This window comes from Dokdonia pacifica, from assembly GCF_900188275.1.
Lineage (GTDB): Bacteria > Bacteroidota > Bacteroidia > Flavobacteriales > Flavobacteriaceae > Dokdonia > Dokdonia pacifica.
Genome location: NZ_FZNY01000004.1, coordinates 195,197 through 217,626, shown reverse-complemented (window position 1 = coordinate 217,626; position 22,430 = coordinate 195,197). Strand labels below are relative to the sequence as shown.

15 protein-coding genes are annotated in these 22,430 nt (G+C 35.9%); 11 read left to right on the top strand and 4 right to left on the bottom strand.

What is annotated here, in order from left to right:
• Positions 1-48: 48 nt before the first annotated feature.
• Positions 49-462, bottom strand: coding sequence for an HYC_CC_PP family protein (locus CHB80_RS13475; protein WP_229746950.1), 414 nt, complete (start codon positions 460-462; stop codon positions 49-51).
• Between the two features lie 118 nt (positions 463-580).
• Here CHB80_RS13475 and msrA point away from each other — a divergent pair, with 118 nt between their 5' ends.
• The gene (gene msrA / locus CHB80_RS13470) at positions 581-1,237 is read left to right on the top strand and encodes a peptide-methionine (S)-S-oxide reductase MsrA (protein ID WP_089372017.1); all 657 of its coding nucleotides are present in this window, start codon (positions 581-583) and stop codon (positions 1,235-1,237) included.
• 113 nt (positions 1,238-1,350) lie between these two features.
• On the opposite strand, the gene CHB80_RS13465 is transcribed toward msrA, so the two are convergent.
• Positions 1,351-2,004 carry a choice-of-anchor X domain-containing protein gene (locus CHB80_RS13465; protein WP_089372016.1) on the bottom strand — a complete coding sequence of 218 codons (654 nt, stop codon included), beginning with the start codon at positions 2,002-2,004 and terminating at the stop codon, positions 1,351-1,353.
• Between the two features lie 406 nt (positions 2,005-2,410).
• Complete coding sequence (locus CHB80_RS13460) at positions 2,411-3,214, bottom strand: class I SAM-dependent methyltransferase (protein ID WP_089372015.1); 804 nt, start codon at positions 3,212-3,214, stop codon at positions 2,411-2,413.
• Between the two features lie 24 nt (positions 3,215-3,238).
• Between CHB80_RS13460 and CHB80_RS13455 the strand changes: the two genes are divergently transcribed.
• Entirely contained in the window at positions 3,239-3,889 is a 651-nt protein-coding gene (locus CHB80_RS13455) for a flavin reductase family protein (RefSeq protein ID WP_229746949.1), read from the top strand.
• 137 nt (positions 3,890-4,026) lie between these two features.
• Positions 4,027-4,845: a 3-deoxy-8-phosphooctulonate synthase gene (gene kdsA, locus CHB80_RS13450; protein ID WP_089372013.1), complete on the top strand. Its 819-nt coding sequence runs from the start codon at positions 4,027-4,029 to the stop codon at positions 4,843-4,845.
• 187 nt (positions 4,846-5,032) lie between these two features.
• On the opposite strand, the gene CHB80_RS13445 is transcribed toward kdsA, so the two are convergent.
• Positions 5,033-5,362 carry a DUF1801 domain-containing protein gene (locus CHB80_RS13445; protein ID WP_229746948.1) on the bottom strand — a complete coding sequence of 110 codons (330 nt, stop codon included), beginning with the start codon at positions 5,360-5,362 and terminating at the stop codon, positions 5,033-5,035.
• Between the two features lie 64 nt (positions 5,363-5,426).
• Here CHB80_RS13445 and CHB80_RS13440 point away from each other — a divergent pair, with 64 nt between their 5' ends.
• The 8 genes from CHB80_RS13440 to CHB80_RS13405 all read left to right on the top strand — a co-directional run bounded on the left by CHB80_RS13440 (position 5,427) and on the right by CHB80_RS13405 (position 22,427).
• A complete protein-coding gene (locus CHB80_RS13440; RefSeq protein ID WP_143337135.1) occupies positions 5,427-6,413 on the top strand; it encodes a transglutaminase domain-containing protein in 987 nt (328 codons plus the stop codon).
• Positions 6,414-6,488: 75 nt separating this feature from the next.
• Positions 6,489-7,844, top strand: coding sequence for a Gfo/Idh/MocA family protein (locus tag CHB80_RS13435; protein WP_089372010.1), 1,356 nt, complete (start codon positions 6,489-6,491; stop codon positions 7,842-7,844).
• Positions 7,845-7,852: 8 nt separating this feature from the next.
• Positions 7,853-8,920 (top strand): mevalonate kinase family protein, encoded by a 1,068-nt coding sequence (locus tag CHB80_RS13430; RefSeq protein WP_089372009.1) that lies wholly within the window; start codon positions 7,853-7,855, stop codon positions 8,918-8,920.
• Positions 8,917-9,783, top strand: coding sequence for a sugar phosphate nucleotidyltransferase (locus CHB80_RS13425; protein WP_089372008.1), 867 nt, complete (start codon positions 8,917-8,919; stop codon positions 9,781-9,783). Before CHB80_RS13430 ends, CHB80_RS13425 begins: the two co-directional genes overlap by 4 nt.
• Positions 9,784-9,797: 14 nt before the next feature.
• Positions 9,798-11,627: a sodium:solute symporter family protein gene (locus CHB80_RS13420; RefSeq protein WP_089372007.1), complete on the top strand. Its 1,830-nt coding sequence runs from the start codon at positions 9,798-9,800 to the stop codon at positions 11,625-11,627.
• A 22-nt stretch (positions 11,628-11,649) separates the two neighbouring features.
• Positions 11,650-12,144 carry a hypothetical protein gene (locus CHB80_RS13415; RefSeq protein ID WP_143337134.1) on the top strand — a complete coding sequence of 165 codons (495 nt, stop codon included), beginning with the start codon at positions 11,650-11,652 and terminating at the stop codon, positions 12,142-12,144.
• A gap of 130 nt (positions 12,145-12,274) precedes the next feature.
• On the top strand, positions 12,275-13,897 hold the full coding sequence (locus CHB80_RS13410; protein WP_089372005.1) for a helix-turn-helix domain-containing protein: 1,623 nt from the start codon (positions 12,275-12,277) through the stop codon (positions 13,895-13,897).
• A gap of 256 nt (positions 13,898-14,153) precedes the next feature.
• The gene (locus CHB80_RS13405) at positions 14,154-22,427 is read left to right on the top strand and encodes a BspA family leucine-rich repeat surface protein (protein WP_179218166.1); all 8,274 of its coding nucleotides are present in this window, start codon (positions 14,154-14,156) and stop codon (positions 22,425-22,427) included.
• Positions 22,428-22,430 lie beyond the last annotated feature (3 nt).

Genomic DNA, 22,430 nt, shown 5'->3' with positions numbered 1-22,430 from the left:
TTAATGATATATGATTAAACTTAACTGCGACGAGTAAAGCATCATATATCAAATCAAAAACTGCTCATGAAGGATCACAATATCTGTGACAATCTCTGGTGGCGGATATCCATTAAAAGGGATTTCGTGGATATCTAAAGGACTAAATAATTGTAGGTAAGAATCATAAAAGGCAAGAACAAAATTTTGCTGTTCTACATCCATTTGTTGGAAAGAAGGTTTCAAATCGTCTTGTCCAATACTTACAATTTGTTCATCATGACAACAACTCATACCTTTCATTTCAGTAGAAGTAGATGTATTCATTGCCATTTCCATTCCGCAATTTTTTGCTTCTTTAAAAAGGGCTACATCTACCAAGGTATCTCCACAAAAATGCATATCTACAGTAAAGGACATGGTCGTAAAAATTACCACACATGCCATTGTAATAGCCATTATTTTGTGAAAGAATGTTTTCATATCTAAGTGCAAAATTACAAAAATTACAGAAACACGTCATTGCATTAACAAAGCCTTAGTATAAGTAATAGTAAGATTCTTGTAATTTAGTAGACAAAATGCGAAAAGAAAATCAAAGATGAAACTATCTATAATCATTACAAGCCTTGTGCTTGCCATCTCATGTCAAAGCACACCTTATAAACCTAACGAACCTACAGCACAGCTAGATCCTGTACAAACCCAACCTCAAGATGGGCTAGCCAAAGCTTATTTTGCTAGCGGATGCTTTTGGTGTGTTGAAGCAATATATGAAAGTGTAAAAGGTGTAAAAGAATCTATTTCTGGATATAGTGGAGGGCACACCGAAAACCCTACGTATGAATCTAGTAATACAGGGCGTACTGGACATGCCGAAGCGGTAGAGATCTATTATGATCCTAATGTGGTTTCGTTTGCAACGCTAGTAGATGTCTATTTTGGGTCCCAAAATGTAACACAAGTATATGGGCAAGGCCCAGATAGGGGTTCACAATATCGTTCTATCATTTTTTATCAAAATGAAAAAGAAAAAGAGATTATCCTTCAGAAGGTAAAAGAACAAGAAAAGATTTACGGCGAGGGCAAAGTAGCGGCATCTATACTTCCATTTCAAAAATTCTGGAGAGGAGAAGAATACCACCAAAATTATGAACGCCTACATCCTCGAAGTTCTTACATTCAAAATGTTTCGATTCCTAGATTACGACGTTTCCAAAAAAAATTCCCTCATTTATTAAAAGATACTGCACATTAAGAGATGTTGCTATAAAATTTCTCATTTCATAGAATTTTATCTCTTTTTATTGCTCTAAAACACAAAAGCTGAACAATGTACATTGTTCAGCTTTGTATTATTATATGACTCAGTTAAAAGCTAAGAGATACAGTAACATGGCAATTTGATACTGTAACACAGCAGCAATCACACCATCCCCATTCATCTGCATAACATCCACAAGTTCCAAATTCAACATCACAATCTAATTCTATGCCTCCGCCTACTTGTTGTAAACTAACATTACCATCTGTGTTGTTAAGAAATAAAGGTAGGTTTTGAGCTGCTTCTAATCTACTTAGTGCTTCTGCATGCGCAAATTGTCTATCTACTGCTATACCGTCCATCACAGAAATTAATTGGTGTTCTTCAAAAAATGGTACTATTTCATTATGTTCATATCTAGCTGCAGAAGTATAAATCCCATCACCAGCTACTTCATCATTATACGATCCATCATCAAAAAATGAAGTTCTATTATGAGTCACAGTAGCTCCCATTTGCGTTTCTCTGGAGAAATTATGGAATACTAATTCTTTAACGTATGTATATTCATCAAGGCTACGAATTCTATAATTAAGTAATGCAACATCTTTCTTAAAGGAATCATTTTCTTCTATTTTATTAAGAGAAAAATCAGCTGAAGTTTGTGCTTGTTCATTATTATTTTCAATTGTTGCGTCATTACTACAAGAAAATATAAGTAAAGAAAGAATTGCGATAGCGCTTGTTTTCAATGTTTTCATAATTAATTTATTGTTTATTTTACCTACTCTATATGTTTTTCGGTGTACACATTGGATTTAAACAAGTATGTAAATAACACAATCACCAAATTGATTTTTTACATTTTAAAAAAGGAATGTTGGCGCATCCATTTAATAATTCACTTATTATTACCAGCACAAACTTATCACTATAAACTGCTTGTTTACAAACACATACAGTCTGTTTTCAGGAATCAGCGCCCTTGTTTCTCTGAAAGCAGACTTCTAAAAACAACATATGAATAGCACATTACCAATCATGTATATATCATCGCTATAATTCTAAAAAATATTAAAAATAAATGCATAAGAAAGCCTCCTTAAAGAGGCTTTGAAGTGAATAAAACTTACATCAAAAGTTTTATCTATTTTTAATTTGAATAGGTTAAGGTTTGCTAACCTTTAGCTCAAATAAAAGTGGATATAAACGGTCTTTAGTTACATAAAGGCCGTTTTCGTTTTTAATAAGATCTGGTAATACATCATAAGGGCTTTCATCATGTTCTCTTAGATATTCTACAACGAGTCCTTGACTAGTAAGTGCAGAGATCACATCTCCTAGCCCATGATTCCAACCATATTCTTTACTAATCATGGTTGATTTTTGATCTGCATAAGTTCCTTCATACTCCTCATAAATTGCTTCTTTTTGGTTATAGCCATATCGCAACTGAGCTTTTCCAGATGTATAATCAAACATCCACACCAGAGGATGAAATTCAACCATATAGAATATACCTCCTGATTCTAGGCGTTCTGCTATCATTTTTCCCCATGGGTTCAAATCTGGCAGCCAGCCTATGGTTCCATAACTTGTAAATACAATATCAAACTGCTCTTTTATATAGGTAGAAGTTTCTAGTACATTACATCTCACAAAAGTAGTGTCCAATGCTAGTTGTTTTGCCAATTTCTGAGCAAGTGCAATTCCCTCATCACTTAAATCTACTCCGGTACATCTTGCCCCCATTCTGGAAAAGCTTAATGTATCTTGTCCAAAATGACATTGTAGATGCAATAAAGATTTTCCAGTTACATCTCCTAATGCTTCTAGCTCGTAGTGATTTAATGAACTTTTTCCCGCCAAAAACTCATCCATCTTATAGAAGTCACTCGTTGCATGAATGGCTACTTTTTGATTCCAAGTCTCGCGATTAACTTTGAAATAATCAGGGTTAAGATCAGACATAATTTGTATTTTTGAAATAAAATTTTGAGAAAGATACTACATTTTGATATAGATGCTATTGAGGATATGGACACGCGATTTAGAGCCAACTTTATCAATAGTGTAACGGGGTATAAATCTGCAAATTTACTAGGAACTATAGATCAAGAAGGAGTGGCTAATCTTGCTGTTTTCAGTTCTATTACACATTTGGGAAGTCACCCGCCCCTCGTAGGTTTTATTACAAGGCCTACAGTAGTACCAAGACATACCTACTTAAATATAAAAGAATCAGGTTTTTTTACGATTAATCATATTACTTCTTCCATTGTAAAAGAAGCACATCAAACCTCTGCACGGTACGATGCATCTATTTCTGAGTTTGATGCGACAGGACTTACCTCAGAATTCAAAGGAGACTTTAAAGCTCCTTTTGTAAAAGAAGCGCCTATTAAAATAGCGTGTCGTTATGTAAATGAATATCCCATTAAAGAAAATGGCACTGTGCTTGTTGTTGGAGCTATGCAAGATATTTATCTTCCAGAAGGGGTTCACACAGAAGACGGATGGATTGATTTAAGCAAAACGGAGGGCGTTACTATAAACGGATTAGATAGCTATTCAAAACCTCAACTTTTAGATCGGTTACAGTATGCAAAACCCGACAAACCTACTACCTCTATTCTGAAAAAGTAAAAAGGTACTTTCCTGTTTTTTAGTTTTATCTTTGCATAGATTTTATGAGAAGTATGCTGGAAATTATAAGGATGTCACACTGAGCTTGTCGAAGTGCAAATCCAAAGTACAAAAGCGTATACTAACACAGAAACACTATGCAATTATCTAAGATTCCAAAGCTTAAATATACTGACGGAGATAACTTTTTTTTATTAGCAGGTCCTTGTGCTATTGAAGGTGAAGACATGGCCATGCGCATTGCCGAAAGAGTTCTTGAAATCACTACTAAATTAGAAATTCCTTATGTATTTAAAGGAAGTTTTAGAAAAGCAAACCGCAGTCGTGTAGATAGTTTTACAGGAATTGGAGATGAAAAAGCATTAGAAATTCTTGCGAAAGTTTCAGAACGATTTGATGTTCCTACAGTAACCGATATTCACGAAGTATCTGATGCAGCACTTGCAGCACAGTATGTAGACGTGCTTCAAATACCTGCTTTTCTTGTAAGACAAACAGCCCTTGTTGTTGCCGCTGCCGAAACTGGAAAAGTGGTCAACCTAAAGAAAGGACAATTCATGTCTCCAGAAAGCATGCAACATGCTGCAAAAAAAGTAACAGGAACTGGTAATGAACAAGTGATGATTACTGATCGCGGAACCATGTTTGGGTACCAAGATATGATTGTAGATTTCAGAGGCATTCCTACCATGAGACAATATGCACCTACTGTTCTTGATGTAACCCATTCATTACAGCAACCTAATCAATCTAGTGGTGTTACAGGAGGACGTCCAGATATGATAGAAACCATCGCACGTGCAGGTATTGTAAATCATGTAGATGGGTTATTTATAGAAACACATTTTGACCCTGCAAATGCAAAAAGTGATGGAGCAAATATGCTAGACTTAGCGCATTTAGAAAAACTACTTACAAACTTAGTTGCGATACGTAAAACGGTGAATTCTTTATAAATAGATTATAACTCTTACGATAAAACATAAAAAAAGGAATCTTCCCCCAAAGATTCCTTTTACTCACTAAATATTTTTCATAATTGATTAGTAAGTATCGTTGTTACGAAACTACATAAACATATCTTTTAAGATTCTTAATAAATTCTTAAAGCATTAAGAATTAACATTACAATAATATTTAGAATTATTTCTCTCTGATCAAACGTACTGCATCTTGCAAAATATCTTGCAATACAGCTACATCAATTTCTTCTATAGAAGTGTATCGTAGGGATCGTAACGTTTTGCGTTTTTCACCAGCTATCAAATGATCTTTATGAATATCTATATGAATCCCATTAATAAATCCTACATCTACAAATGTTTTTCTAAAATTGAGAAAACAACACATCTTTTTATCTACTTTATAAAAGGGTAAGTGCCATTTAAATTGCTCTTCTACTTCTGGTATAGTATGCTTGATAATAGCTTGTAGCTCGATGAGGATACTACGCCATGGTTCTGGCTTTGACAAAATGTAATTTTCGGCAGGATTCAAGGTACAGTTTTTGATATCTTTGAGATAAAAATACTATAATTTGATAAAAAAATATTGCTTTTATATTTTTCTAATGGTATACGCTTTCGCGAAAGCGCAAACAGCTACAGTTATAGATCAAAAAGTACAGTCCTATCCGGATCATATAAACACCATCACATTACTTTCCAATCGCATCCAGAACGATTTTACGACACAAGAAGCACAAATCAGGGCCATTTATAGCTGGATTGCTACGCATATTGCCTATGATCTAGAAGATTATTATAGCTTACGTTCTCCAAAACGCATCTATTATTCTTCTAAAAAAGAACGTACTCGAAAACTTCGAATAGCACGCACAAAACTTATAAATGAAACCTTAAAAACACAAACTGCATTATGCGAAGGCTATACCGCCTTATTTCAAGCCCTATGCGAATCTCTTGGAATTCCTTGCGTGACTATTAATGGATTTACAAAAACCGATTCAAGACTTATAGGTACAAGTCCAGGGTTTAAAAACCATGCATGGAATGCTGTATATCTAGACAATGAATGGCACCTTATAGATGTTACTTGGGGTGCTGGAAGGGAAACAGTATACCGCACTAAATGGGAGTTTATTTTTAATGATCATTATTATAAAGTAGCCCCTGAATTATTCATAAAACATCATTATCCTGAGGACCCTGTTTGGCAATTAAGACCCCATCCTATTTCAAAAAAAGAATTCTTTAGCAAACCCTTATTATACAGTGCCTATTTTGATTCTGGCATACACTTATCTGATCGAGAAGAAGGAACCATACAACTCTCTAAAGAAGAAAAATATGTGTACTTACATTTTGAAAAACTACCTAAACACCCCAATGTATATTACATTACACAAGAAAACACACAACCTCGCCCAGTTCGCTTTAAAAGGCATCCTTCTAAAGGGTTTATTGGTAAAATAAAACTTAAAGAAAAACATCCAATTACACTTACCCTATTTAATCATCAAGAAGCGATTATTGATTTTAAAGTAGAGCGTTATGATGAGTAAATGAAGTTGCTTAAAAATGATTCTTTTTAAGAGTTATAAAATCCCTATTTTTAAGCAACCTTAATAACCTGATCTATGAGTTCTCGTCGTGATTTTGTAAAGAAAACTGCTTTAGTTGGTGCTGGTATCGCACTAGCACCTAATATAGCCTATGGGGCTTCACAATCTTCAAAAGATATTTTACGTGTGGGTCTTATTGGTGTTGGCCTAAGAGGGACTAATCACCTTACTAACTTATTACAACGTAAGGATGTCACTGTAGATGCCATCTGTGATATTGACCCTGCTAGAATTACCATCGCCAAAGATCATATCGCCAAAGCTGGTTTTGCAGCACCGAAAGTCTTTGGAAAAGATGATTATGATTATAGAAATCTTTTAGAAGAAAAAAGCATCGATGCTATCATTATCTCTACGCCATGGTTATGGCATACACGTATGGCAGTAGATGCAATGAAAGCAGGAAAGTATACAGGTGTAGAAGTATCGGCTGCAAATACGATGGAAGAATGTTGGGATCTTGTAAATACACATGAAGAGACGGGTAGTCACTTGATGATTTTAGAAAATGTAAATTATCGTCGTGATATTCTTGCAGTATTGAATATGGTACGTCAAGAAGTTTTTGGAGAGCTTATTCATTTCAGATGTGGTTATCAACATGATTTACGATTTGTAAAACTAAATGATGGGGTTACTCCTTATGGAAAAGGAGTTGAGTTTGGAGACAAAGGAATTTCTGAGTCTAAATGGCGCACACAACATTCGTTACTTCGTAATGGTGATGTATATCCTACACATGGTGTAGGGCCTATTGCTACCATGTGTAATGTAAATAGAGGAAATCGTTTTGTATCTATGACTTCACATGCTAGCAAAGCTGTTGGCATTAATAAGTACATTGTTGAAAACGGAGGAAAAGATCATCCTAATGCAAAACTAAAATGGAAACAGGGAGATGTCATTACCTCTACTATTGCTACCGCAAATGGAGAAACTATTATTGTAACCCATGATTGTAATTCCCCTCGTCCCTACTCGCTTGGGTTTAGAGTCCAAGGAAGTCAAGGGTTATGGGAAGTAGATGGAAGTCGTATTTATATAGAAGGAAAAAGTGAGCCTCATCGTTGGGATGATGCCAAAGCATGGCTAGATAAATATGATCATCCTTTATGGAAAAAATATGGAGAATATGCTACAGGTTCTGGTCATGGAGGTATGGACTTTTTTGTATTAAATGCCTTTGTAGAATCTGCAAAACAGAATATAGCGCCACCACTTGATGCCTATGATGCGGCTGCTTGGAGTGCCATTACGCCACTTTCTGAAGCTTCTATTGCAAATAATGGTGAGCCTCAAGATTTTCCTGACTTTACGCGCGGATTATGGGTAAGTCGCAAACCCTATAATTGGATTAAAGAAACGTATTAGTAGATACTATGATTTCAAAAGCACCTGGACGTATTTGCCTTTTTGGGGATCATCAGGATTATCTAGAGTTGCCTATTATTGCTTGCGCTATCAATAGATATATCACTATTAAAGGTACGCCTAATAACACAGATACATTTGTAATTAAAATGCCTGATCTGGGAGAAGAAGAACGTATACGCTTTCGCGAAAGCGATCTCATTCCTACCAAAGGAGCGCATCTTAAAACAGCTTTATATGTGGTACAACAGTACGGATGTATTCCCACGCAAGGATATGATATTACTATACAAGGAGACATCCCTATTAATGCAGGATTATCTAGTTCTTCTGCCATGGTCGTTGCCTGGATTCAATGGTTGTTTACCACTTTTGGATGTGACCCAATTATAACCCCAGAATTTATAGGTCAAGTTGCCTACGAAGCTGAGGTGGTTGCACAAAAAGCACCTGGTGGAAAAATGGATCAATATACAAGTGCTATTGGAGATACCATTTACTTAGAAACAGATGCATCCTCAAATTATCGAAAAATAGCATGTTCATTAAAAGGACTCATCGTTGGTGAATCTGGCATTGCAAAAAATACAGTAGGTGTTTTAGGAGATATTAAAGGAAAATCTCTTGAAGCTATCGCATTTATCGAAAAAGCAACACCTTCTTTTGACCTAGCTACAGCAACACTTGATGATTATTATGCTTACAAAGCTATTCTCCCAGATGAGTTACATCCCTTTTTTTATGCAGCTATTCAAAATCATCTCATAACCCAAGAGGCATTTTTCGCTTTAAGCGAAACAGAAATAGATTATAAACATTTAGGTGCCTTATTAAATGCGCACCATGATGTTTTAAAAAACACACTACAAATTACTGTGCCTGTCATAGATGCTATGATTACTGCAGCATTAGAAGCTGGAGCATATGGAGCAAAAATTGTAGGTTCTGGTGGTGGCGGTTGTATCTGTGCAATTGCGCCTCTAGAAAAACAACAGGATGTGATAAATGCTATACAGAATTCAGGTGCAAAAAATGCCTATACCATACAATTAAGCCAAGGAGCTCATATCTTATGACAAACACATTAATTATTCTCGCTGGAGGAGCTTCATCCCGCATGAAGAAATCTATGGCGTCAAAGCTTTCTAAAGAGATGGTGACGCAAGCTAACACACGCAGTAAAGCATTGATATTACTAAATGATAGACCTATGCTTGATTATGTATTATATAATGCAAAACAAGCAGGGATTACGCAGGTAATTATTGTCATTGGTCCTCAGGGTGATTTATTCAAAGAGTATTATGGTAACGAAGACCAAAACAATAATTTTCATGGACTACACATCTCTTATGCGGTACAACACATTCCTGAAGACAGGGTAAAACCATTAGGTACCGCCGATGCATTGCTACAAGCCATAGAGCAATACCCTAGATTACAATCGGATACTTTTTTGGTTTGTAATGCAGACAATTTATATAGTACGACTGCTTTTTTTGCTTTACGCGAAAACAAAAACCCACACGCATTTCTAAATTATGATCGAGCGGCACTAAAATATCCTATGGAACGTATTGCGCGATTTGCCTTAACTAAGGTGACTACCGAACTATATCTAGAAGACATTATAGAAAAACCTGAGGCTTCAGAAGTTGGAGATTACAAAAATGCAGATGGTACTTTTAGAGTCAGTATGAATATTTTTAAATTTCAAGGCGCATCATTTTACCCCTATTTGGTGGCGTGCCCTATCCATCCAGAACGCAATGAAAAGGAGCTTCCAACAGCTATTCTTGCCATGGTGCGTGAGCACCCTACTGCCATGCAAGCCATTCCTTTTTCAGAACATGTCCCTGATTTAACTGGAAAAGATGATATTTTTATTTTGAATGATTATCTTTCTACACATATTCCAACCTTAGATTGGAATGCATAATCTAACGACTCCTTATGATTGATTTATCGACACTAGACCTAGTCATTATTATTTCGCTATTTGTGATTATCCTATCTGTAGGATTTTATGTAAGCAGAACCTCAGGAAAAGACACCTCTCAGTATTTTTTATCAGGTCGTAATATGCCATGGTGGTTATTAGGACTTTCTATGGTTGCCACTACTTTTTCTACAGATACGCCTAATTTGGTTACAAATATTGTGCGTGTCAATGGAGTGGCAGGTAACTGGGTATGGTGGGCATTCCTGATTACTGGATTACTAACGGTTTTTGTATACGCTCGTTTATGGCGAAAATCAAATGTAAAAACAGACATCGAGTTTTATGAGCTACGTTATGGCGGTGCTCCTGCACGTTTTTTACGTTGGTTTAGAGCCGTGTTTTTAGGTATATTCTTTAATATGTTTGCGATGGCGGGTGTAATGCTAGCTGCTATTAAAATAGGAGAAGTCATGCTGGGTCTTGACGGATGGATTACGATACTTATTGCAGGATCTATTACCTTACTATTTAGTTCTGTGGGTGGTTTTAAAGGAGTAGTATATACTGATTTTATTCTCTTTTTTGTAGCCATGATCGGCGCCTTAGGCGCTGCGGTTTATATTGTAGGACTCCCAGAAGTGGGTGGTCTAGAAGCGCTTGTATCACACCCTAATGTAGCCGATAAACTTTCGTTTATCCCTGATTCAGATCAATCAGGTGTAAACCGAAAAGAATTATTAATTACCCTTTTTATTATTCCTATAGCTGTACAATGGTGGAGTAGTTGGTATCCTGGAGGGGAACCTGGTGGAGGTGGATATGTAGCACAACGCATGCTCGCTGCCAAAGATGAAAATCATGCCATAGGTGCTACCTTCTTTTTTAATTTTATGCATATTGCTATTCGTCCTTGGCCATGGATTTTAGTAGCACTTGCATCTCTTATTATTTTTCCAGATTTAGCGAGTATACAAGAAGCTTTCCCAAATGTGTCCGATGATAAAATAGGACATGATCTAGCGTATCCAGCAATGCTTACAAAGCTTCCAAGTGGTTTATTAGGGATTGTACTTGCGTCTCTTGCGGCTGCTTTTATGAGTACCATTTCTACCCATTTAAATTGGGGAGCGTCCTATCTAGTAAATGATTTATACAAAACACAAATCAAGAAAGAGGCTTCAGAAAAAGAACAAGTACAAGCTGGACGTGTCGCTACGATTATTCTTATGGTAATTAGTGCGCTTATGGCATTGGCTATGAATAATGCACTACAATTATTTAATATCATTATTATGTTTGGGGCTGGAACAGGACTTATTTTCATACTTCGTTGGTTCTGGTGGCGTATTAATGCATGGACAGAAATTAGCGCAATGTTAGCTTCTGGTACCATCTCTATGCTACTCACCTTTACTCCTCTTGGAGAAATTATGTTTGGGGACACTGGATGGATGCCTACATACTATCAATTTCCTTTCATTGTCGTGACGACTTCTATTATTTGGCTTATTGTTACGTACCTCACACAACCTGAATCACAAGAAACCTTAGCGCGTTTCTACCAAAAGACAACACCAGGCGGTAAAGGCTGGAAAAAGATAGTGGCTCAGATGACTCCTGAGCAGCAAGAAGCTTCTCAAACACCATGGATTGTTCCACAGGGGATTCTTGCCATGCTTTTAGGATGTGCTTTTGTTTATGGGTCTTTATTTAGCACCGGGTACTTTATTTATGGAGAAACTACCAATGCTCTTATTACATTAGCGATAGTCATTATTTCGGGCGTCTTATTACTCAATGTTTGGAAACGTATGAAGAAAATAACTGATGAATCTACGTAAATAAGGAGCTATATTTATACACATGAAAAAGATTTTAATTACCCTACTTCTAGTTACGTCAATGTTACAATTGATGTATGCACAAGAAACTGCCGCAGTATATAAGGATGCACTGCGTATTATTGAAAACAGTCCTACCTATAAAAAACTAGGAATTGAAGCATATACAACAGCGATAAAGACAACTAGTTTTGCAAATCAAGCCTATGCCTTCTGGTTGGATGATCAAACCTTAACATTCAAAGATAGAGACTTTGAAAACTATTTTGGTGAGTTATATATTCCAATAGAGATTCCTCCTTTTAAAGAATTACGCACAAAAAGAAGGGCAAAACATCTATTTGTTGTTACCGAAACAGAACATAATAAATTTGCTATTGAAATTTTAGTATTCAAAAGAAAGCGTAGAGGTAAATACCCTAAATTCTATCAAGGAAAAAGTTACTCGTTCCTATTTAGAAAAGAAGCAGATAATAGTGTAAAATTGATACACAATATGGAGGTTGTAAATAATTAAAAAAGACCTTACCATAAATGCAAATCATTACGTAGGGTAATCATTCTTTTTTTGCTTTCGCGAAAGCGTACTAAGAAGCTCTAAAAATAAAAAACTACTTTTGTAATACCTATATACAGTCTCCCCTAGAATGAATAAATCAATTGTCTTTAGTATTCTATTTCTATACAATTGCTTTCTTGTAAAAGCACAGGTTGATGATAGTAAAATAGATTTTACATCCCCTACTAATGGGCAAGAAGAAGCTGCAAGATATTCTAAATTACTTCAGGAACATTATAAAAATGGAGACTATGAATTACACAAAATATATAGTGATTCTTTATTATTAATTTCAGAATTATATGAGATTACTGACATGAGTATTTTAGCTCTTAACAGTCAGGCGATATACTACAAAAACAGGAGTAACAGACAAAAAGCCATTGAGATTTACCATAAAGCCCTAGAAAAATGTGAATTGGTTGCTAACAATGAAGGGCCTAAGGCAATGATTCTTACTAACATGGGAAATCTCTATACCGATATTGGCGCGTATGAGAAGTCTATTAATGCAATGAATGAATTGCTAGTCCTGACAGATACCATTCGAAGTTTTTCTAGAATAAAAGCAGCCGCTCTTGTAGGGCAGTCTACAAATTATATAGAGCTAAAAGATTATGAAAAAGCCCTACAATACACTGAACGTGCTATCACTTTAGGTGAGTATATGAAAGATGAAGAAGTAATTGCTACTTCTCTGAATAATACCAGTGATATTTATATACAATTAGGTGATTATGAAAATGCCTTACTAACTACAGAAAAAGGACTTCAACTTCCACACATACAAAGACCTACTAAAAAGCGTGCTTGGCTCTTATTTAATAATGGGGTAGCAAACTATCATCTATCTAATATCGATATCGCATTAGAGCGTTTCAAAGAGTCGTTAACACTAGCCGAGAATAAAAATCTCGACGAGATTGCCATGTATAGCTATGAATATTTAGCAAAAGTATATGAGCAGAAAGGAAACTTTAAAGTTTCATATGAAGCTCAAAAGGAATACATACGCATTAGAGATTTAATACAAGGAGATAAAAAAGAAGCAACAATTGCCGACCTTTCAAATGACATTACTAAAAACAAAGAAACATTAGAAGCTACTGAAGAGGAAGTCGCATCTATTACTAAAAACAAAAAACAATTAGTTTTTTACGGAAGTATTCTCATACTCTTACTTTCGGGTGTATTATACTTTTATATAAAAAAGAAAAAGCGTATTGAAATAGAAAAAAATGATCTTCAAGAACAATATGTTGCTTTAAAAAGGGTCATAGAAAAAAAACAAATAACACCTGTACAACCTGTTGAAAAAACACACTTAAAAACAGAAGAACAGCCCTATAAAAATTCGTCATTAACTGATACTGATAGAGAAAAATACAAGGAACGAATTTTAGTATTAATGAAAACAGAAAAACCGTATTTAGAATCTAATTTGAGGTTGGCTGAATTAGCCTCAAAATTACAAATGAGTACATCGCATTTTTCTGAAGTATTACATTACTGCTTTAAAGAAAACTTCTACAATTTCATTAATTTTTATCGTGTTTTAGAAGCACAAGAGTTAATGAAAAAACCACAATATAAAACAGCAAAAATTATTGCCATTGCATTTGATTCTGGTTTTAAAAGTAAAACTACATTCAATAGGGTATTTAAAAACTACACAGGTCAAACCCCTTCAGAATATCGCAAAACCGCTTAAACAGTGCCTTTTCTCTATAAAAAAAGGTTCCATTCAATGGAATGGAACCTTTTTTGACTACATAAGATCGGAACTTTACCTATAAATAGTGAACTTTACTTAAAATAAGTAATGCTTTCATATGAGGCTCTTTAGTTATATCTATTTCTAGTATAAGAATTGATTCAAATGTGAACTAATGGTGATGCAACTTCACTAATATTAAACCTTTTTTTTAGCACAATCAGAAAAGAATTAGCGTAAATAGCACATCAGTGTGAGTATCAAAAATGTATATTTTATGACGGTATTGCCTAGAATGAAGTTTTTACTTCTCATAACAATTTTTCTTTGTGCCTGTATAAATTCGTATAGTCAGGATTTTACATCTATTTGGAATACTACCTTATCGACTCCAGATAATCAAATAACCATACCCACAAACCCAGGATTTACATATGATTATACTGTTAATTGGGGAGATGGCAATACAGACACGGGAATAACTGGAAATGTAACACATACTTACGCTACTCCGGGGAATTATACTATTAGTATTAGTGGAAATTTTCCCGCTATTTATTTTAATAATACGGGTGATAAGGATAAAATTATTGAGATTACTTCTTGGGGAAACCTCCAATGGCAGTCTATGGAGAATGCTTTTTACGGGTGTCGAAATTTGAATTTTGACGCTATTTCGCCTCCTGATTTAAGCCAAGTTACCAGCTTAAAGAACATGTTTAGAGAGGCAAATGTTTTCAATGGAATTTTGAATTCTTGGAATGTTGATAACATCACAGATATTTCTGGAATGTTTCAAGATTGCGATACTTTTAATAGGCCATTGGATGGATGGAATACGGGGAATATTACTGACATGTCTGATACTTTCAACGGAGCCCATAATTTTAATGAACCATTAGATAACTGGAATACTGGCGCTGTAACAACTATGGCGAGAATGTTTAGATCTGCTAATGATTTCAATCAAAATATTAATGGTTGGAATACATCGCAGGTGACAGATATGAGCGATATGTTTAGCGCATCAGATATGGCATTTCCTTTAAACAATTGGAACGTACTTCAAGTAACTACGATGTCTAGGATGTTTAGATCTACTCCCTTTAATCAACCCCTTGATCAATGGGATGTTGATAATGTAACCGATATGTTTGAGATGTTTAGAGATACTCCTTTCAATCAAAATATAAATAACTGGCAAGTAGGCAATGTTTTGAATATGGCAGGAATGTTTGAACGTAATTATGTGTTCAATCAACCTTTAAACAATTGGAATGTGAGTAGTGTCACAGATATGTCAAATATGTTTGCTGGAATTAATTCTGCACTTACCGTTTTTAATCAACCACTGGATATGTGGATTACCTCAAGTGTAACAAATATGCGTGAGATGTTTGAATCTTCTCGCTTTAATCAACCCCTCGAGGCTTGGGATGTAACTAACGTTACAAATATGTCAGGTATGTTTCGCAGAGCTGTAGATTTTAATCAACCTTTAAACGGTTGGACACTTGATTCTTTAGCCGATACGAACAGCATGTTTTTTAATGCTACAAGTTTTAATCAATTACTCAATAATTGGAATGTAAGTAATGTAGTTAACATGGCCTCAATGTTTAATGGCGCCTCTTTATTTAACCAACCTATTGATTTATGGACAACAACTAATGTAAGTGACATGCGCTTTATGTTCTCAAATGCAACCGCCTTTGACCAAAACTTAGGTGTTTGGGATATTTCAAATGTCACCTTAATGGCCAATATGCTAGATGATTCTGGACTTTCAGAAACAAACTATAACAATACCTTAATCGGGTGGGAAGCACAAACCGTTAATGATAATGTAATTCTTGGAGCAGCAAATCTATTATACTGTGATGGACGTTTTGCTAGAGAAGATTTAATTATAAACAATAACTGGACTATAAATGATGACATTGTAAACTGCAGCTTTGTTTTTTGCACAGATATCATTACCCCTGTGGATGGTGATATAAATGTTCCAGGTAATTTTGATTTAGTTTGGGAAGCTACACCTAATGCTACAGGGTATAGGGTCACAGTTACCAAAGATACAGGAGGTGTAGTAACTACCATTTTAGACAATTTTGATGTAGGCAATGTCACCTCTTGGGATTTTGCTGTAGATTTTGTTGCCGGTGATATCGTTATGGCACTAGTAGTTCCTTTTAATGCTGAAGGTCCAGCAGAAAATTGTGTTACAGAGACGTATACTATTATTGATTCTTGGGTGAATAGCCCCGCAGCGTTTAAACTCACTTACAACACTGCTTTAACAAATAATGATAGTACTCCTGCCAATCAATTAAAAATCTCTAAAAATAATAGCTTATCCTATAATTACTCCATAGACTGGGGAGATAATCAATTTGATAATAATGTATCGGGAGATATCACACATACCTATGATGCACCTGGGATTTATACTATTTCTATTATTGGGGATTATCCCGCTCATTACTTTAACTTCTCAAATACAGATTATTTTAAACTCTTGACCATTGATCAATGGGGAACCCAGCAATGGCAAAGTATGGATCAAGCATTTCTTAACTGTCAAAACATGACGTATAATGCTACAGATATTCCAGATTTATCTCAAGTAGAAAATATGAGAAGTATGTTTTTCAGTTGTTTTTTATTTGATGCAGATATTAATAATTGGGATGTAAGCAATGTGACAAATATGTCCAATACGTTTGCTGCGGCATTTGTATTTAATAGTCCTCTAGATACATGGGATGTTAGTAATGTAACTAACATGAGTGGCTTGTTTCTTGTAGCACGAGCATTCAATCAACCTATAAACAATTGGAATGTAGGCAATGTAACAAACATGTTTAGAATGTTTGATGCTAATGGGTCAGCATCAGCTTTCAACCAACCATTAAATAACTGGAACGTATCAAATGTTCAAGACATGGGTTGGATGTTTCGATTTACAGAAAATTTCAACCAACCATTAGATATGTGGAATGTATCAAATGTAATATCTATGGAAAGAATGTTTGATAATGCAGAAGCATTCAATGGTAATATTTCAAATTGGAATGTGGAAAATGTTACCTCAATGGCTTCTATGTTCTCTAATGCAGATGCATTTAATCAAAATTTAAATAGCTGGAATGTGGAAAACGTTATTACAATGGATTCTATGTTTAGCAGTACTAACATTTTCAATCAACCTTTGAATGATTGGGACACCCTATCTTGTATTACCATGGGATCTATGTTTTCTGGATCTGTTGCATTTAACCAACCACTAAATAATTGGCAAGTAGAGACGGTAACCAATATGTCATTTATGTTTAATGGCACCAATGTATTTGATCAAGATATAAGCAGCTGGAATGTATCTCAAGTAACAACAATGAGAGGTATGTTTAGAAGTGCTGTACTTTTTGACCAAGCCCTCGCCCCTTGGGATGTAAATTCTGTGGTAAACATGGAGTCTATGTTTGAAAATGCGCAAGTATTTAATCAGCCCATTGGCGGTTGGGATGTTAGTGCGGTTGCAACTATGGCTTCTATGTTTGAAAATGCACAGCTGTTTGATCAACCTTTAATGGCTTGGGATACAAGTTCGGTAACCGATATGAACTCTATGTTTGAAAACGCACAGGTGTTTAATCAAAACATTAATGATTGGGACGTTGTTAATGTTACCAATTTTGCCTCCATGTTTGAAAGTGCTCAACAATTTAATACACCATTGGATGCTTGGGAAACCAATGAAGCACAAAATATGGCCGCTATGTTCAAAGAAGCTGCTGTATTTAACCAGAATATAAATACGTGGAATACCTCTTTTGTAACCACTATGGATGCCATGTTTCAAGATGCAACGATGTATGACCAACCTATGGAGGGTTGGAACACCGCTTCAGTAACCACTATGAGACGTATGTTTAGCGGAGCTTCTTTATTTAATCAAAATATAGATCCTTGGAATACGCGAGATGTCACAACTATGGAGGAAATGTTTGAGGATGCAGTAGCTTTTGACGCTCCTTTAAATAATTGGCGCGTCGAAGGAGTAGTTAATATGGACAGTATGTTTCAAAATGCTTCTTCTTTTAATCAACTATTAAATGAATGGGATCTAGGCTCCGTTTCTATGAACAATATGTTTAATCAAGCTAGTGCCTATGACCAAGTGTTAAGTGACTGGAATATGTCTCAAGTGACCAACTTAAATAATATGTTGGACAACTCAGGAATGTCTAGGGATAGTTATGACACCACATTAATAGCCTGGTCACAACAACAATTACCATCTGGCTTAACCCTAGGAGCGTTAAACGTTCCGTATTGTGATGCTTTTGAAGAACGCGCTTCCATAATTTCAGATTTTGGATGGAATATAGTAGGCGATATACTTGACTGCCCTCTTCCAGGATGTACCACATTAATTTCGCCATTAAATGGAGACATAGATGTTCCAGTAAATACAAATATTACTTGGGAACCAGCTCAGTTTGCTAGAGGATATAGACTTACAGTAACTTCAGTACCTCCCAACGCAAACAATGTAACTAACATTGACATCATTAATGATACAACCTATAATTTTGTAAATGACTTTGCGGGAGGCGAAGTAGTAAGCGTAACCATTGTTCCTTATAATGATGAAGGAGATGCAACGGGATGTGCTTTAGAGACATTTACCATTATTTCAGATCCTAATCCAACTATTCCAGATTGTACATCACTTTCCAATCCATTAAATGGAGCCGTAGATGTTATAGTAAGTACAGACCTATCATGGGATCCCATAAGTAATGCAGATAGTTATATTATTTCAGTAGGAACAACTCCTGGAGGTGTTGATATTTTAAACAATGAAAATGTAGGAAACGTTACGACATACGATCTAGTAGATGACCTGCCTGAAAACACCCTTATTTTTGTAACTATAATACCTACAAACGATGTCGGTGACAGTGTAGGATGTGCTGAAGAAAGCTTTACAACAGAGTTTATTCCTGTACCTCCGGGATGTACAAACCTTTTGACACCAATAGATGGCGCTATTGATGTTGATATTACAACTAACTTAACTTGGGATGCCGTGGCAGATGCAACTGGTTATTTACTAACAGTAGGTACTACACCAGGAGGAAATGAAATTTTAAATGAGATAGATGTGAATAACACTACAACATTTGATTTTGTAACAGATCTGGACGAAGATGAGACATACTACGTTATCATAACTCCATATAATAATGTTGGTGATGCAACGGGTTGTATAGTAGAGTCATTTACAACGGAAACCATTGAATTTTTCCCTGACTGTACATCTTTAACAGATCCACTCAATGGTGCTATCAATGTTCTAGTGGGAACAGATTTGAGTTGGGAAACTTCACCCATGGCTACGGGTTATTTATTGAGTGTGGGTACTACTTCTGGTGGAACAGATATTCTCAACAATCAAGATGTAGGAAATGTCACTACGTTTGATCTCCCAACAGATTTACCCGAATTTACCGAAATCTTTGTGACGATCATACCATATAACGATAGTGGAAATTCAACGGGATGCATAGAGGAGTCATTTACAACGCAACTATTCATTCCTGATTGCGTAACCCTCACCAATCCGTTAAACGGAGCTACAGGTGTACTTATCGGCACAGATCTTAGTTGGACAACAGCTACAACCGCTAGTGGATATATCCTCAGTGTAGGAACTACTTCGGGAGGAACAGATATTGTAAATAATCAAGATGTTGGGAATGTTACTACATTTGATGTACCTGCAGATTTACCAGAATTAACTGAAATCTTTGTCACTATTATTCCTTATAACGATACAGGAAATGCAACAGGATGTGCCGAGGAATCCTTTACTACAGAATTACTCCTTCCAGATTGTGTTACTCTTACAGACCCATTAAATGGAACGATAGACGTATTAGTAGGAACTGATCTCACATGGAATACTGCTACGACAGCAGATGGTTATATTCTAAATGTAGGAACTACTTCAGGAGGAACGGATATTCTCAATAATCAAGACGTAGGAAATGTCACTACGTTTGATCTCCCAACAGATTTACCCGAATTTACCGAAATCTTTGTCTCCATTACTCCATACAACGCTACTGGAAATGCGACAGGATGTACTGAAGAATCATTTACAACGCAATTGTTTGCACCAGATTGTGTCACGCTTACAGATCCGTTAAATGGAGCTACTGGTGTACTTATTGGCACAGATCTTAGTTGGACAACAGCTATCACAGCAGATGGATATATCCTCAGTGTAGGAACTACTTCTGGAGGAACAGATATTGTAAATAATCAAGATGTTGGGAATGTTACTACATTTGATTTACCTGCAGACTTACCCGAGTTTACTGAGATTTTTATCACTATTATTCCTTATAACGATACAGGAAATGCAATAGGATGTACTGAGGAATCCTTTACTACAGAATTACTCGTCCCAGATTGTGTTACTCTTACAGACCCATTAAATGGAACGATAGACGTATTAGTAGGAACTGATCTCACATGGAATGCTGCTACGACAGCAGATGGTTATATTCTGAATGTAGGAACTACATCAGGAGGAACGGATATTATAAATAATCAAGACGTAGGAAATGTCACTACATTTGATCTCCCTACTGACTTACCCGAATTTACGGAAATCTTTGTCTCCATTACTTCATACAACGCTACTGGAAATGCAACAGGATGTACTGAAGAATCATTTACAACGCAATTGTTTGCACCAGATTGTATTACGCTTACGGATCCATTAAATGGAGCTACCGGTGTACTTATTGGTACTGATTTAAGTTGGACCACAGCTACCACAGCAGATGGTTATATTCTTAGTGTAGGAACTACTTCTGGAGGAACAGATATAATCAACAACCAAGATGTAGGGAATGTTACTACATTTGATTTACCTGCAGATTTACCTGAGTTTACGGAGATTTTTGTAATCATCATTCCATATAATGCAACGGGAAATGCGACCGGGTGTACTGAGGAATCATTTACCACACAACTATTTGTACCAGAGTGTACCACACTTACCGATCCGTTAAATGGAACAATAGACGTATTAATAGGAACTGATCTTTCTTGGAATGCTACCACGACAGCAGATGGTTATATTCTGAATGTAGGAACTACATCAGGAGGAACGGATATTATAAATAATCTTGACGTAGGAAATGTCACCACATTTGATCTCCCTACTGACTTACCCGAATTTACCGAAATCTTTGTCTCCATTACTCCATACAACGCTACTGGAAATGCTACAGGATGCACCGAAGAATCATTCACAACACAACTGTTTGTTCCTGACTGTACAACGCTTACAAACCCGTTAAACGGTGCTACTGGTGTATTAATAGGAACTGATATCAATTGGAATCCATCTGCTACGGCTGAAGGATATTTTATATCTATTGGAACAACATCAGGAGGAACTGACATACTCAATAACCAAGATGTTGGGAATGTCACCACATTTGATCTTCCAACGGACTTACCAGATCAATCTGATATTTTTGTGACCATCACTCCTTATAATGCTACGGGAAATGCAACAGGATGTATTGAAGAAAGTTTTACAACACAAACATTTCCTCCTACTTGTACGACAATTACTAACCCATTAGACGGAGACATAGAAGTTCCAGTTACTACAACGATTAGTTGGGAAGAAGTTACAGAAGCCACAGGGTATTTCATTAGTATTGGAACCACATCTGGAGGTATTGATATTATAAATAATCTTGACGTAGGAAATAGTACAGTATACGACATCCCTAATGATCTTCCAGAACAAACAGAATTATTTGTAATTGTAACACCTTATAATATTGGGGGGAGTGCGGAAGGTTGTACAGAAATTTCTTTTATTACAGAGATATTACCACCACTCTGTACAACACTTCTCGCACCATCTAATGAAAGTCTAAATGTGCCCATAAACACAGGAATTTCTTGGAATCCTGTTACAAATGCAGATGGCTATTTTATCACGATTGGAACATTCTCAGGCGGTGATGATATTATTGCTACTACAGATGTAGGCAATGTTACTGAAATATCTCTAGCCGAAGAACTTCCAGATAACTCAACCATTTACATAACCATACATCCATACAATCTAGGTGGAATTACAGAGTCTTGCCAAGAAGAATCATTTACTACAGAAGACACCACTATTGACGTAGATAATAGACAAAAGTATGGCTTTTCACCTGACGGAGATGGGATAAATGAATTTTGGGAAATTAAAGGCATCCGAAGTTATCCCGATAATATAGTTTCCATATATAACCGTTGGGGAGATCTCGTATTTCAGATAGAAGGATATAATAATTCGAATAATGTTTTTAGCGGAAACGCAAATAAATCTACAGGACGTGGTGCAGGAAAACTGCCAGAAGGTACTTATTTTTTCACTATTGAAATCCCCGTAGAACATAACCTAAAAACAAAAGGCTACGTAGTCTTAAAACGATAACAC

Coding starts and splice junctions, on each gene's coding strand:
- CHB80_RS13425 (WP_089372008.1), top strand. CDS start 8,917: ATGACAAACACATTAATTATTCTCGCTGGAGGAGCTTCATCCCGCATG.
- msrA (WP_089372017.1), top strand. CDS start 581: ATGAAACTATCTATAATCATTACAAGCCTTGTGCTTGCCATCTCATGT.
- CHB80_RS13465 (WP_089372016.1), bottom strand. CDS start 2,004: ATGAAAACATTGAAAACAAGCGCTATCGCAATTCTTTCTTTACTTATA.
- CHB80_RS13410 (WP_089372005.1), top strand. CDS start 12,275: ATGAATAAATCAATTGTCTTTAGTATTCTATTTCTATACAATTGCTTT.
- CHB80_RS13430 (WP_089372009.1), top strand. CDS start 7,853: ATGATTTCAAAAGCACCTGGACGTATTTGCCTTTTTGGGGATCATCAG.
- CHB80_RS13475 (WP_229746950.1), bottom strand. CDS start 462: ATGAAAACATTCTTTCACAAAATAATGGCTATTACAATGGCATGTGTG.
- CHB80_RS13435 (WP_089372010.1), top strand. CDS start 6,489: ATGAGTTCTCGTCGTGATTTTGTAAAGAAAACTGCTTTAGTTGGTGCT.
- CHB80_RS13420 (WP_089372007.1), top strand. CDS start 9,798: ATGATTGATTTATCGACACTAGACCTAGTCATTATTATTTCGCTATTT.
- kdsA (WP_089372013.1), top strand. CDS start 4,027: ATGCAATTATCTAAGATTCCAAAGCTTAAATATACTGACGGAGATAAC.
- CHB80_RS13415 (WP_143337134.1), top strand. CDS start 11,650: ATGAAAAAGATTTTAATTACCCTACTTCTAGTTACGTCAATGTTACAA.
- CHB80_RS13460 (WP_089372015.1), bottom strand. CDS start 3,214: ATGTCTGATCTTAACCCTGATTATTTCAAAGTTAATCGCGAGACTTGG.